We start from the raw sequence: 14009 nt of genomic DNA on the forward strand, positions 1-14009 counted from the left end.
TTGCTATCTGAGAGGCGGCTGATTAGTATATCCATTGTACATCATATAAGGGTGAAAGTAGATATCTCTGTCATAATCATCGTTGTCGTATTCGCGTCCGCCCCATGCGATCACCACGATTTTGTCGCGATCCATCTCGGCTTCGAGGCGCTCTGCTTCTGCCTTCGCCACGCCAAGCGATCTCATTTTGGCCCGTAGCTCATCTCCCGTATTCCGGAAAATGTTACCGATTGCCGTGCCGATTCCTTCGTCCATAATGCCGATTTCCTCGGCATCTGTTCGCTCCGCGAGGCGTTTCGTCCTTGTTTTGTCATGCGTAAGAACAAAGATACGATCCTCATGATATCCTTCCTTGCGGAATCTTTCCACCTGCTCTTGAACTTCATCTCGCGTCATGACCGTGTGTACCTTCGTTTGTTCTGTATTCATGATTGTCATATAAATTCCCTCCGTTTATTGGTTTATTGGCGATTGCCTTGTTATCGTAATTGCCGAGTTAGCTTGCTCTTGGCTCAGCTATACTCGTCTTCGTCCAAAAATAAGAGATGCAATGAACAATACTAGGAAGACGACAAACAAGATTTTGGCTATGCCGGCCATGGCGGATGCTATCCCGAAGAATCCGAAGATGCCCGCTGCTATGGCAAAGAGGAAGAACAATAATGCCCAGCCTAACATATGAATCACTCCTTTTGATTTGGCGTTTACCGCTAGCTTGATTACTATTAAACGCACAATGGAAAGATGAAACAGGAAGACTTTGGAGGACTCCGTTGATTCGGTAGAAGGCTGAGCTATAATAGTAGTATCGCGAGTCGACACGAAATCATATAAGTGAACCTATACCGCAGCCAAAGGAGAGAACTCATGGATATCACCCAACTACCTATGTCGCTCATCGAAGAGGACAAGGACCAGCCGCGTTATCAATTTGACGATGAAGCGTTGCAGGAGCTGATGAAGAGCATCGAGGAGCTCGGACTGCTCTCCCCGATCAAGGTACGCAGCATCGAAGGCGGACGTTATCGCATCATATACGGGAATCGGCGTTACAAAGCGACGCAGATGCTCGGAAGAGAGACGATCCCCTGCATCGTCTCCACTTCGACCGATGAGATGGAGATCTATCTGGAACAAATTGCGGAGAACCTGACGAGAGAAGGTTTCTCCCCCATTGAAGAGGCGATCGCCTTCGACAAGCTCATGAACGATGGACGGTTCCGCAGCTCGCTCAAGTTTCTCTCGGCCAAGCTTGGCAAGCCGGAGAGCTATATTAAGAACAAATGCGAGCTGCTCAAATTCAGCGCGGCAGTCAAGAAGCTGATTGTCAGCGGCACGGAGATTCGTAAGGACAAACTAACTGAGGATCAACTGATGCCGCTTAAGGATTTGCCGATGGAGCATCGGGATCCGCTTGCGCTCATCGCCGCGAGGGACGAGCTTCCCGTCAGCGATGTCAAGAAGATCGCCAAGCTGTTCAAGGACAAGACGATCTCCGACAACACCAAGGAGAAGCTGTTGCTCAAGACCGGCAGCGGACTGATTGAAACGTGGTCCGTATACGAGCAGAATCGTAAGGAGGGCGCAAGAAGCTCCGCGAATTCGGAAGCCGGCGACAAGAAGTCCAAGGATGCTGCGCCAAGGGGAGCGGCAACGGCAACTTCGTCGTCATCCGGTGCCGAGGCGCAAACTGGTCCTGCTTCGCATCCGAGCGGCGTATCTGCTGCTACAGCCGTGCTGGAAGCAGGTGCCGTGCGCGTGCCAGAGTTTCAACAGACTGTTGGCACAGTGCCTACTAACGGCGGTCATGTCCATGTCTCCGACCTGCTGCGCAAGCTGCAACAGGAACTTCCGAAACAAGCGGAGCTTTCGAGGTCCATCGCGAAGCTGGTGCACGAGTCCGGCGGCGACGGACAAGTATTGTTCACTCACGAGGTTGATGGCGTCATCGAGCAGCTTGAGCAGCAGCTTTCGTTATGGAAGTCTTTGCGGGAGAAGTCGCCGCTCTAAGTTCACTTGCTCAAGAACATTATGCCCGATCAAGTGTCCCGGAGGACAATGCTCCATTGTAGAACACCGCTGCACGTTCCGGCAGCCTCGCTACTGCCTCTGCGGAGCAGCTCGCCGAGACTAGAACGCCTGTTGCCGCATCTCCTGCCGCGGGCCATACCTGGTTGCCAGTCTCGTCAAGCGGCGTCTTGCCGCCAGTCGCCAGCGCCAGCGCACGCGACAGCTTATATTCGCTGGACCATCCGTACAATTGCGCAGCCAGATTCGCTCTCTGCAGCGTATCTCCGGTACCGAACGGCGACCAATGATCAATAATGCTGTCGTTGCCAAGCATCACGTTCACCTTCTGCTCCAGCAGCTTGGGAATTGGCATGATGCTTCGCCCAATCGGTACGCAAGTGGCGATCGAGATGCCAAGCGCGGCAAGCCGACTGAACAACTCCACATCTGCGCCAGCTGCAAGCGAAGCGAGAGAGAATGCATGGCTTACGGTCACCTTCCCTTGCAGACCTGCTTCCTCGGTCAGATCGGCCAGTCTGTGGATCGCCTGCAGCCCCGTATCCCCACCTTCATGAAGGTGGATATCGATTCCAGACCCATAATCTACAGCGATCTGCACCATCGTTTGAAGCGACTTCTCCATATCCCGATCAACGAGCGTCGGATCAAGACCGCCGATATGTGTCACGCCAAGCTGCATCGCTTCCCGAAGCAAGCCTTCGGCATTGGAACGAAGCAAGCCATGCTGAGGGAATGCGACAATTTCATAAGAAAGCTTGTCCGAATCATTCGCTAGCGCCTTCTTGAGATGCTCCAGATTGCGTAACCCCACGGTAGAATCGATATTGCAATGGCTCCTTACATGGGTGGAACCGTAACCTAGAATGAGATCAATCAGCTTCTGTGCTCGCTCCTGAGCTGTCGGCAGAAGCTGGGGCAATAAGGTCTGCTCTTCTGCGATCCGATCGAATATGCCGTTAGCAGCAGGCCGCACTGCCCGCCAGGGACCGCCGTAATACGTTTTGTCCAAGTGGATATGCATATCCCGGAACGATGGCAGGAGCAGCATACCCTTGGCATCGTAACATACGATCCCTTCGGCTCTTAGGGGATCGCTTGTATCCGTAATACTCGCGATGGTCCCTTCGTGAATATATATATGTCGCAGATCACTTTCGGTCGCGACAACCTGCCCATTCTCATACGAATAACCGCACTCCAGACGAACGTTAAGCAGCATGTATGAGCTTAAGCTGTTCGGCTTGCTCCCCGCATTGCCCAGAATCTCTCTCTGAGCGCCCTGTTCCTGATCATGCTCCATCTCCCATTCCTCCTTCATATTCATAACTAATCTCGATTATAGATCAAATGATTTGCGATACTGGCTCGGCGTAATCAGATGTATCTTCCGGAACACGGCGGAGAAGCGACCGGCGCATTCGTAGCCGCATGCTCTCCCGATATCCCTAATGCTCATCTCATCCTTGGCCAACATCCGCATCGCTTGCTGCATCCTGTTCTCGCGGACATAAGCAGCAATCGTCACCCCGTATACCAGCTTAAAGGAGCGCCGCAGCTTGCTCTCGCTCATCGCTGCAAGCGCGGCCAACTGAGACAACTCCTGTTGCTCCAGGATATTCCTGTCGATAACATCCTTAACCTTAAAGATACGCTGTTTGTTGTCCCAAGTCACATGGTCCGCCCGTCTGCGGTCCACCTGCTCCGGCTGCTCGTGATTACGTTTGATCAGCATCAATATTTCTCCGCACTTGAAATAATAATAAGCGAGCGGCACCACCGCTTTACGTACCGACCACTTCAATTCATCCATCGCAAGCAGCACATCCGCAGTGTTAATTCCCGGCTCCGTCCACATCCTTCCCTCATTTGGTTTAAAGGAAGTCTCCGCACCGCCGCCGGCACACAATCTGTCTCTCATGTATGTTTCGAACACGATGACGGCATCGAAGCAGATCAGCTCCTCCGCAGCGAACCGAATGGTAACCGGCTTGCCTCCGCTAGCAAGGGTCTGATTCATGGACTTCAGCTCTCGTTCGCTTCTCCCCTGTCCGGAAGTCGTTATTCGCCCTTCGGCAACGCTGAACAGCCATACGTAAGGTTTATCCGAGTCGAACGTAAAGGACCGCTCACTAATTGTCGTAAACCATGCGCTAATGCAGAACAATCCAGGCTCGGGGCTCATCTGGATAATCCAACCTTGGCCCTCGCTCTCCGGCATATCGTAACACCAGCCATTGCCGAATGGACGCCTTTGCATTCCGAATGCCATAGCCATATCCGCAAGACCGTTAGCATAAAGCTCGTCCAACTCCTGCAAGCTGCCCGCTAGCCCCACCTTAGCTTCTATATTGAGTTTGCCTCTTCCAGTTGACTTTCCCATCTATTCTTCCTCCAAAATAATGTGCCAAATTGATTTAATACTATGCCGATTTTAACTGATTTTGATTATCATTAACAGTGTAAATCCTTTAAAACTGCTGAATTTCGGCATTTCAGGCATACATTCGCCAGCACTCCAGCCTCTCACTGCAATGATTGACTTCCTAAATGGCATCAACCTAATATGACAATAGCACTACTATTTTTGTATCAAAGAAAGGAAGGGCAAGCGCGTGAAAACTTTGCGTCGATTTTTTTCGTATTACAAGCCCTACAAAGGGCTTTTCATTGTTGCTTTCGGGAGCGCCATCATGGCGGCTCTGCTCGAACTGACCTTCCCGATGGCGATCAACGTCATCATTGACGATTTGCTTCCCGAAGGCAACTGGATGTCGATCCTTTGGGCCGGGGTCATTCTGCTGGGCATTTATTTGCTCAGCTCCGTCTTCCATTTTATCGTGACCTATCATGGACACAAGCTTGGGATTAATATCGAGACCGACATGCGCCGTAATTTGTTCAAGCGTGTGCAGAAACTTTCTTTCCGCTTCTTTGACAACAACAAGACCGGACATCTCGTCTCCCGTATGACCAATGATGTCATGGACATGGGCGAGGTTGCCCACCATGCGCCAGAGGATATGTTTATCGCTATTATGACGCTGCTCGGAGCTTTGGGCATAATGCTCGGCATCAACTGGCAGCTCGCTCTCCTTACCTTTGTGATCGTGCCGCTTATGATTTGGATATCGCTTTATTTCTCGCGCAAGATGAATGCCGCCTTTAATAAAATGTTCAGCGACATCGCCGACTATAACGCACGCGTCGAGAACAATGTCAGCGGCATGCGTGTTGTGCAAGCCTTCGCCAACGAGCAGTACGAAATCGAAAAGTTCAGCATGAACAATAATCGTTTTCGCACGACGAAGTTGATTACATACAAAGTGATGGCATGGCACTCCTCCATTAGCTTTGTTATGTTGAAATTTGTTTCCTTGTTTGTTATCGTCTGCGGAGCCTGGTTCGTCATCGAGGATCGTATGACTTACGGTGATTTCATGGCGTTTATCCTGCTCTCCAACGTCTTCCTTGGACCGATTCGTACGATCAACTCCTTGATTGAGACGATCCCCAAAGGTTTGGCGGGCTTCCGTCGTTACGAGGAGCTGCTTCATACCGAATCTGATGTCAATGAGAAGCCGAACGCCGGTGAAGTCGGTCCGTTCCGCGGCAATATTGTATACAAGAATGTCAGCTTCGGATATGAGCCAGATAAGCACATTGTAAACCGACTGAACATGGATATCCGCGCTGGTGAAACAATTGCCCTTGTTGGGCCGTCCGGCGGCGGCAAATCGACGCTTTGCAGCCTGCTGCCACGCTTCTACGATATTACCGAAGGACAGATTATGATCGATGGTCTGGACATTCGTGATATGCCGCTCCGTGCGCTGCGGGAGCAAATCGGCATTGTGCAGCAAGATGTATTCTTGTTCGATGGAACGATTCGCGAAAATATCGAATACGGTAAGCTCGGCGCAAGCGAGCAGGAGATCCGTTTAGCTGCAGAGAACGCTCAGCTCGGAGACTTGATCGATTCCATGCCGGAGGGGCTTGATACCTTGATCGGCGAACGAGGCGTTAAGCTTTCTGGCGGACAGAAGCAAAGACTATCCATCGCCCGTATTTTCCTTAAAAATCCGCCAATTCTCATTCTGGACGAAGCAACCTCCGCGCTTGATACAGAAACGGAGGCTTCCATCCAGCAAGCATTGGCCGAGCTGTCCAAAGGTCGTACCACGCTCGTCATCGCCCACCGCCTCGGCACAATCCGCAACGCCGACCGAATCTTTGTCGTCGCTGAGCAAGGTATCGCCGACAGCGGCACACACGATGATCTAATGGGGCGCGACGGTATCTATCGTCGCCTGAATCAACAGGGACTGACAGCCTGAGCAATTTGAGCTGTTGAGCTGTACAACAAGCCATGACCGTTATCGGTCATGGCTTGTTGTATATTAAGCATGTTTTATTGATTAATCGCCATATGTTCATACAAGCTCTCAGGCAACGCCTGCACGAAGGGCGACCAGTCGTTTGTGGTGTAGAGACAAAGTCGATGCATAGCCCGTGTACATGCCGTGTACAGAAGCTTGCGCTCATTCTCCCCGCCGTACGTGTCGGACGAAGCATCATATACGATGACCGCGTCGAATTCTACGCCTTTGGCGAGATAGACAGGAATAACCATGATCCCCTTGTCGAACTGGAGCGTCTCCTTCGTAACAAGCTTAAGCCCGCTGCAGCCACTCGCTATTAACGCATCATGAACCTTTCGGCTCTCTGCCGCTGTCTTTGTAATGATGGCAATCGAATCATACCCATCAGCCTGAAGGGTTTCGATATCAGACCTTATTTGAATATCGCGCTGCGCTTTGCTGCCTGCTTTCTTTAGAAGCGGCTTCTGTCCTCCTCTATCAAAGGGTATAATTTCTTCTCCCCCCGGCAGCATAAGTCTGGTGAACGCAACGATTTCCTTCGTGGAGCGATAGCTGCGAACAAACGTAACCAGCCTTGTATCGGCTTCGCCGAACAGGCGGATCAAAGGAGAATTAGCTGCGTCTAGACTAGTCGATTGCCTATAGATCGCTTGCCCGAAATCGCCCAGCACCGTCATTCTCGCCTTAGGGAACAGCTTCTTCAGATATTCATACTGGAACGCCGAATAATCCTGTCCTTCATCTACGAATACATACTTAATCTCCGTATTCGTCCGTACGCCTTCGACCATTTCTTTGACATACAAATACGGCGTCGCATCCTCGTAGAACAATACATTACGGTCCAGCGCTTCCTTGGTCTGATGGCAAATATCGGTCCACAGCGGCGGGACATCCCTATTATTCGTTTTCTCGCGGTAAGCGGATTCTTCGTCAAACAATTGCCCATAGATCGTTTTGACATCTACGAACCATAACTTTTTGACACTTCGCCGCAGCGGTTTAAAACTTTCCTTCACGATAGTTCGGCGGAGCAGCTCCTCCTCCTTGCTGGCGAAGTCAAAGTCGCTTTCATCCTCCCTGCGTTTGTTATCCAGCTTCTCGAAAATAACGGCATAATGCTCTGCAAGATCAAAAACTTCACGATCCTTATGCAGCTTGGCGAACACTTCCGCGTATTGCTCGCTATCGAGATAATTCAGCTCTTCGTCGACCCATTCAGCTTCACGTTCCGCCCGTTCAAGCTTAGACAGCTCTTTCAACAGCCATTCCTGCAGCAGAACGATCCGGTTATACACCGATAGAGAGTCGTCGAATTCGTAAAACTTGGTTTTCATTTGTTCCCCGGTAATATAGTCTCGATCCTGAAACCTGATGCTGTGGAAAGCCATGCCTTGTTGTCCCAGCCATGTCCCGTAGTGCTGCAGGGCCTGCAAGAAAGTCTCGGATGATTTGTACGCCATGCCCTGAAGACGCGCATCGTAACCCGCATCATCTTGCGCGGTAAGCACATATTCGATCTGCTCGAATGGATCCTCCGGACGCAGCGTTGCTCCTACCCAATAGTCGATATATTCCTGGAACGTCGTCTGCTGCATGTTCTCCTCGCCAAGCTCTGGCAGAACCGTAGAGATATAACTTGCGAACATCGGATTAGGCGAAAAAAGCACAATTTGATCAGCCTTGATGTTTTGCCGATGTTTGTACAGCAAGTACGCAACCCGCTGCAGAGCAGCTGAAGTTTTGCCGCTGCCTGCCGCACCTTGTACGATAAGCATTCCGCTTTTATCATCGCGGATAATCGAGTTTTGTTCCTTTTGAATCGTAGCCACGATACTTTTCATTTGCGAATCTGCGCCTTTGCCGAGTACCTGCTGAAGAATTTCGTCTCCGATCGTCTCGCTCGCGTCAAACATATTGCGAATATGTCCATGATGAATCTGATACTGCCGCTTGAGCATCATGGTCCCTTCGATTCGACCGCTTGGCGTGTCGTAACCTGCCGGACCTGGAGAATGGTCGTAATACATGCTTGCAATTGGCGTACGCCAATCGTAGATCAGGAAGTTTAGTTCATCCTCATCAATGAAGGATGAAACGCCAATATAGATAGGCTCGACCAGCTCGCTCTGGTTCAGGCCATCCTCTTGAAAGTCGAGACGTCCAAAATAGGGGGACGGCAGCAGACGATTCATATTTTTCCATTGCTGCACGAGCAGCTTGTGACCGCGCTCCCGTTCTGCCAATAACGCCGACTGCTGATTAATGGTGTAGAAGGTTTCTTCGAAATCCTCCTGCGTGCTGGTGTTGATCGTCACTTCTTCCCAGAACCGTCTACGGATGTCCGTCGCTTGATCGCTCAGACCGGCAACCTCGGGTTCCAGCTTGGCAATTCGAGCGTGCAGCTTGTCTCTGACCCCATCCACACGTTCCTGCTCTTGCTGCCAATCCTTTGTATCCATCTTTGTCTTCATTAACCGAACACGCTCCTTTTTTCCAAAAATAGGGATTAGGTAAAAGGGCATTGACAAATTCAATATTGGGATGTACAATTAAAGTAAGGATAACACTGTACGGAACTAAATATTGAAATGTCAATGGCGCTATCGATTATATCATGGCGTTATTTTTCGTTCAACCTTTTTTCTCTTTGGGGATCTGGAAATGAAAACCAACATTTTGTAATGCAATTGAAATATTTCCTTCATCCTTATTTAATGTTGAGAGCCTATAATAGAACTCGACCCCCTTTTTAATAATATATAACTTTGGCCCGCTGCCCGTTGCAGCGGGTCCCTTTTTTTGTGTACGGAGAACCAAGCGTGCTTATAGCTCTGTAACCATAAGCAGTATCGTTACCTCCGTTGTTATTCGTCCTTCACCTCGATCGTTTTGGCAATGGTTTGATCAGAGCTTAGAAGGCTAATCATCCATAGCGAAGACTCCGCATCATATTCCGTATTCGTGACGATGACAATCTGATCCTTAGGCAGCTCGAATGCGTCCATCGCTTGGCGAATCGCCTCTTCTTCGGATAGCGCGGCTCCTTCCGGCTTTGGATCCATATACAGCTCCATACGCTCCGCCTTGCCTTGCTGCGGATATGAATCGAGCAGCATACCAAACTTTAATTTCACCTTCATACCAACCTCTACCGGATGCGGAGGATCATCCACCGTGAACCATACGGCAGCATAGTGATGGGATACTCCGCCAGTTGAGCTGTAATCTTCCCCCTCAGAGGAGACAACAAGCATACGATCTCCGTCCACCTTGGTTATATAACCAACAAATCCTCTTGTCTGAGGCTCATCATCCAAAACAGTGACCTCCGTTGCAAGAAGCGGCTGTCTCTCGCTGTCATTGACATAGTCTCTAAAACCAATCTTCTCCCCGATTACAATGCGGACGGAGGTTCCTATCCACAGTTGTTCGAAAGTTAACGGGTTACCATCCTTGTCATGAATGATTGTATCCTCCGTAATCTCAACCCTGCAGCTATAATACGCATCATCCGAATTTCTGGCTCCCTTATTAACTGCATCATTGCAGCCCACAAGCAAATCTTGATCTGTTAATTCATCAATTCTGCCCTGGAAGGTATCGGACTTACCCTGGCACCCTGTCAGCATGATTACGGCAACACAAAACATCAACACACTGATTAACTTCTTCATCCTGCACGCCCCTTGTAAATCCTTTTGATATTATATCTCTATAACGACATTCCTTTATTCAAGGTTGCGCTTCAACCGTAATCCAATCCTATATGCTGTATACAAAAAGCTGTATACAAAAAGAAGTGCCCTTAACCGTTGCCGGCGGGCACTCCCATACAGCTTTATAGCACCTTGCTTAGAAAATCTACCGTACGCGGATGCTGAGGATTCGCGATCACATCGCGAGGTACGCCTTCCTCTACGATAACTCCGCCGTCCATAAACAATAGCCGATCGCCGACCTCACGGGCGAAGCCGATTTCGTGCGTCACGATTACCATCGTCATGCCTTGCGCCGCCAAACGTTTCATCACGTCCAGCACCTCACCGACCATCTCGGGATCCAGCGCCGAAGTCGGCTCGTCGAACAACATCACTTCCGGCTCCATTGCAAGCGCCCGCGCAATGGCGATCCGCTGCTTCTGTCCGCCGGACAGCTTGCCCGGGTACACATCGCGCTTCTCAGCCAAACCGACTGACTTCAGCAGCTCCATCGCGACGCCTTCCAGTTCCGCCCGTCCTCGGCTCTTGAGCTTCGTTGGCGCGAGCAGCAAATTCTCCATCACTGTCATATGCGGGAACAGATTAAATTGCTGGAACACCATACCAAGCTTCTGGCGAATGGCATTCAGCTCCGACTGCTTGCCGGTTACCTGCTTGTCCTTGAACCAGATTTCACCGCCAGTCGGTTCCTCAAGCCGATTCAAGCAGCGCAGAAACGTGCTTTTGCCCGATCCGCTTGGTCCGATGACAACCACAACTTCGCCTTGGCGGATCTCCGTGTCGATGCCCTTCAAAATTTCATTTTTGCCGTATGACTTGCGGAGTCCCTGAATTTTAATCATTCGTATTCAGCTTCCTTTCCAGCGCGCCCAGCAGCTTTGACAATGTAAAGGTCATGACGAAGTAGATTGCAGCCGCCACGATTAGCGGTTCAAGCGGAATAAAGGTCGTCCCCCGGATAACCTGGGCATTATACAACAATTCAGCTATGCCGATTGTGGAAACAAGCGATGAGTCCTTGATAATAATAATAAATTCGTTGCCGATTGCCGGCAGCATATTACGGAAAGCCTGTGGGATCACCACATATCGCAGCGCCTGTCCGCGGCTCAGACCAAGCGATCTTGCCGCCTCCATCTGCCCCTTGTCGATCGCAGCGATCCCCGCACGGAATACCTCGGCCATATAGGCCGAGCTGTTAATCGTCAGCGCGATGACGCCCGCCATAAACGGCGGCAGATTGATGCCGAATTCCGACAATCCGTAATAAATAATAACAATCTGAACCAACATTGGCGTTCCGCGGATCAGCTCAATGTATGCCGACGCCAGAAACCGGAGCAGCCAGATACCCGAAATACGAAGCAGCGCAAAGACAACGCCAAGAATCGTACCCAGCAAGACGCCGAAGAACGAAAGCTTCAGCGTCATCCAGGCCCCATTGGTGTAGTAGGGCCAATATTCTTTCAAAAAGTTAAAATCCAACCCCCATAATGATAAATCCAAGTCCATCCGTTAACTCCGTCCTCGGCCGATTATTCGCCAACCAGTTCGTTAGCTTCGATAACGAAACGATCGATATCGCCGTTTTCTTTCAGACGCTCCAGCGTCTTATTAATGCTGTCCAGCAATTCCTTGTTGCCCTTCTTAACAGCGATCGCGGAACCCGCTTCCTCTGCAGATTGTTCGATCTCGATGCTGGACATAACAACTTCATCCTGCTTCGTCGCATATTGAGCAGCAACTGGCTTCTCCAGAATAAGCGCGTCGACACGGCCGCTGTTCAGCTCAAGCACCAGCTCAGGAATCTTGGCGAGGGAAGTCAGCTTGGCGCCTTCAATTTCTTGCGCTATACCTTCTTGGATGGATCCAAGCTGCACGCCGATTTTTTTGCCTTTTAAGTCGTCTAATGTTTTATAGTTGCCCTCATCGCCGGCTTTAACAAGTACGCCTTGTCCCGCCAGGTAATAAATATCCGTGAAATCAACCTGCTTCTTACGATCTTCGTCCGGCGTCATGCCGGAGATAACGAAGTCAACTTTGTCAGCATCGAGCGCAAGCAACAAACCCGCAAAGTCCATGTCCTGGATTTCTAACTCCGCATTCATGTCTTTGGCGATTTCCTTCGCAATCTCAATATCGAAACCGACGATTTGATCTTTGCCGTCGATCATCTTATGGAATTCGTAAGGCGCATAGTCCGCGCTCGTACCTAATACGATCTTCTGCTTCGGTTGTTCACCCGTTGTAGAATTACCGTTGTTTTCATTGTTTTGGTCAGCACCGCAAGCCGTCAACGATGCCGTTAAAAGGATAGCCGCCAGGGCTGTCACCATTCTTTTCATTCTCTATCCATCTCCTCTTCTATATGTGAACATGAACTATTATAATATTTATCGCTACAATAGCAATAGTATGCGTATATAAATGGATATTATTACCTGATAAAATAAAAAAAGGACTCATACCGAGTCCTTTATCGTATCAACGCATTAATTCATTAGTTTATTCATGCACATGATTATAATAATCATATATTTTTAAAAATTATATAGTAGCATTCCCTGTTCCGAGTTTCTTATCCGCCCTCTTATTTGCGAGAGTTGGCGCGTTTGGACGGGCTTATGTCGGCCTGCGGACATCACAAAAAACGGAATCCGAGTCGAATGAATCGAATTCCGTTATTTTCGTTTCTTGCACCTTCGCCGTTTTCTGCGGCGGCGGCTTCTGGCCGAGCTGCTTTCGGCGGTATCCTCTTCTTCCTCCGTGCTTTCGCCAGAGCCCGTGTTTGTTTGCGTAGCGATACTTGGCGAGTTTTCCCATATATGTCCGAATATAATGGTCCCTTCGTTCCTGACGATAACGACTTTGCCATAATAACAAGGCATGGTCTATCATTCCTCATCTTTCGATTCTGTCATGATCCATACCTTATATTACGTGAGACATGAAGCCTTCGTATTGGCTCATCCATCAGGAACAAACGCCTTTTTGTTACGAACGGCGGTTATTCTGCCGATCCTCGAACCAGATCGACCGAGACAATTTCCGGCCGGTTAAACAACCTCTGCGGGATGACGCTGTTGCCAAGTCCTCTGCTGATGACAAGCGTCGATCCGTTACGCTCATGTTTCCCTTCGGACAACTTAGGCCAGAAGCCTTGCTCGGGAGAATACACCCCGCCGACGAACGGAATACGGAATTGACCGCCATGCGCATGACCTGAGAAGGTTAGATCAAAACCATGCTGAACATAAACGTCAAACCGTTCGGAGCGATGGGAGAGCAACACTGTATAGGCTTCAGGCTGCTGAATCCCCTCCATGGCTTCCTCCAGATGCATGTTAAGCTTATCTACATCGCCATCGCCATGTTTGTTATACAGTGGATCGTCGATCCCCACGAGTCTTAAGTAGCCGTCCCCAAGCGGGAGCAGCTCATGCTCGTTACGCAATACATGAACGCCAATCGTACGAAGCTCCTTCTCGAGCGAGGGATAATCCTCCGCCGCATATTCATGATTGCCCGTAATCATATAAACCGGAGCAATTCCGACCATACCCTGCATCATGCGCAAGCTCGCTTCACCGTCATAATGATTCGCATCAACGAGATCGCCGGTCACAACGATCAAGTCAGGCCGCAGCTTCTCGACCTTACGAATGAGCGGCTTCTGATCCCGTCCGAACATCTTGCTCTGAAGATCGGACAGCTGGACGATTCGGTAGCTGTCATAGCCTTGGGGCAGCTTCTCCGACGCCATGCGATAACTCGTAACGCCAATTGCATTGTTCTCAAAATACAAGAACAGATACAGCCCGAGGATCAATGCAGGAATATAGATCAACCACCACCGTTTCGTCCTGCTCATCATACA

General features: G+C 49.9%; 13 protein-coding genes. 2 read left to right on the top strand and 11 right to left on the bottom strand.

What is annotated here, in order from left to right; all coding sequences use genetic code 11:
* Positions 1 to 3 precede the first annotated feature (3 nt).
* Together ACX1C1_RS01910 and ACX1C1_RS01915 are read right to left on the bottom strand one after the other, a co-directional pair.
* The gene (locus ACX1C1_RS01910) at positions 4 to 438 is read right to left on the bottom strand and encodes a general stress protein (RefSeq protein ID WP_458955510.1); all 435 of its coding nucleotides are present in this window, start codon (positions 436 to 438) and stop codon (positions 4 to 6) included.
* Positions 439 to 516: 78 nt separating this feature from the next.
* Positions 517 to 678, bottom strand: a complete 162-nt coding sequence (locus ACX1C1_RS01915; protein ID WP_458955511.1) for a DUF1328 domain-containing protein — start codon at positions 676 to 678, stop codon at positions 517 to 519.
* A 189-nt stretch (positions 679 to 867) separates the two neighbouring features.
* Between ACX1C1_RS01915 and ACX1C1_RS01920 the strand changes: the two genes are divergently transcribed.
* Positions 868 to 2010: a ParB/RepB/Spo0J family partition protein gene (locus tag ACX1C1_RS01920; RefSeq protein ID WP_458955512.1), complete on the top strand. Its 1143-nt coding sequence runs from the start codon at positions 868 to 870 to the stop codon at positions 2008 to 2010.
* A 19-nt stretch (positions 2011 to 2029) separates the two neighbouring features.
* Here ACX1C1_RS01920 and ACX1C1_RS01925 read toward each other — a convergent pair whose 3' ends face one another.
* Together ACX1C1_RS01925 and ACX1C1_RS01930 are read right to left on the bottom strand one after the other, a co-directional pair.
* Positions 2030 to 3250 (bottom strand): amidohydrolase family protein, encoded by a 1221-nt coding sequence (locus tag ACX1C1_RS01925; RefSeq protein ID WP_458957571.1) that lies wholly within the window; start codon positions 3248 to 3250, stop codon positions 2030 to 2032.
* 117 nt (positions 3251 to 3367) lie between these two features.
* Positions 3368 to 4411, bottom strand: coding sequence for a helix-turn-helix domain-containing protein (locus tag ACX1C1_RS01930; protein WP_458955513.1), 1044 nt, complete (start codon positions 4409 to 4411; stop codon positions 3368 to 3370).
* 232 nt (positions 4412 to 4643) lie between these two features.
* Here ACX1C1_RS01930 and ACX1C1_RS01935 point away from each other — a divergent pair, with 232 nt between their 5' ends.
* The gene (locus tag ACX1C1_RS01935) at positions 4644 to 6365 is read left to right on the top strand and encodes an ABC transporter ATP-binding protein (protein WP_458955514.1); all 1722 of its coding nucleotides are present in this window, start codon (positions 4644 to 4646) and stop codon (positions 6363 to 6365) included.
* A 74-nt stretch (positions 6366 to 6439) separates the two neighbouring features.
* Here the strand turns inward: ACX1C1_RS01935 and helD are convergent, their stop codons facing one another.
* From helD to ACX1C1_RS01970, 7 genes are all read right to left on the bottom strand, one after another.
* Complete coding sequence (gene helD, locus ACX1C1_RS01940) at positions 6440 to 8872, bottom strand: RNA polymerase recycling motor HelD (protein ID WP_458957572.1); 2433 nt, start codon at positions 8870 to 8872, stop codon at positions 6440 to 6442.
* A 405-nt stretch (positions 8873 to 9277) separates the two neighbouring features.
* Positions 9278 to 10087 (bottom strand): DUF3221 domain-containing protein, encoded by an 810-nt coding sequence (locus ACX1C1_RS01945; protein ID WP_458955515.1) that lies wholly within the window; start codon positions 10085 to 10087, stop codon positions 9278 to 9280.
* Positions 10088 to 10251: 164 nt separating this feature from the next.
* Complete coding sequence (locus ACX1C1_RS01950) at positions 10252 to 10974, bottom strand: amino acid ABC transporter ATP-binding protein (protein ID WP_458955516.1); 723 nt, start codon at positions 10972 to 10974, stop codon at positions 10252 to 10254.
* The gene (locus tag ACX1C1_RS01955) at positions 10967 to 11644 is read right to left on the bottom strand and encodes an amino acid ABC transporter permease (RefSeq protein ID WP_458955517.1); all 678 of its coding nucleotides are present in this window, start codon (positions 11642 to 11644) and stop codon (positions 10967 to 10969) included. The genes ACX1C1_RS01950 and ACX1C1_RS01955 overlap by 8 nt, the downstream gene beginning before the upstream one ends.
* 23 nt (positions 11645 to 11667) lie before the next feature.
* Positions 11668 to 12477: a transporter substrate-binding domain-containing protein gene (locus tag ACX1C1_RS01960; RefSeq protein WP_458955518.1), complete on the bottom strand. Its 810-nt coding sequence runs from the start codon at positions 12475 to 12477 to the stop codon at positions 11668 to 11670.
* Between the two features lie 336 nt (positions 12478 to 12813).
* Complete coding sequence (locus ACX1C1_RS01965; protein WP_458955519.1) at positions 12814 to 13020, bottom strand: hypothetical protein; 207 nt, start codon at positions 13018 to 13020, stop codon at positions 12814 to 12816.
* Positions 13021 to 13139: 119 nt separating this feature from the next.
* Positions 13140 to 14006: a metallophosphoesterase gene (locus ACX1C1_RS01970; RefSeq protein WP_458955520.1), complete on the bottom strand. Its 867-nt coding sequence runs from the start codon at positions 14004 to 14006 to the stop codon at positions 13140 to 13142.
* Positions 14007 to 14009 lie beyond the last annotated feature (3 nt).

The sequence above is a fragment of the Paenibacillus sp. strain BS8-2 genome, assembly GCF_054483835.1.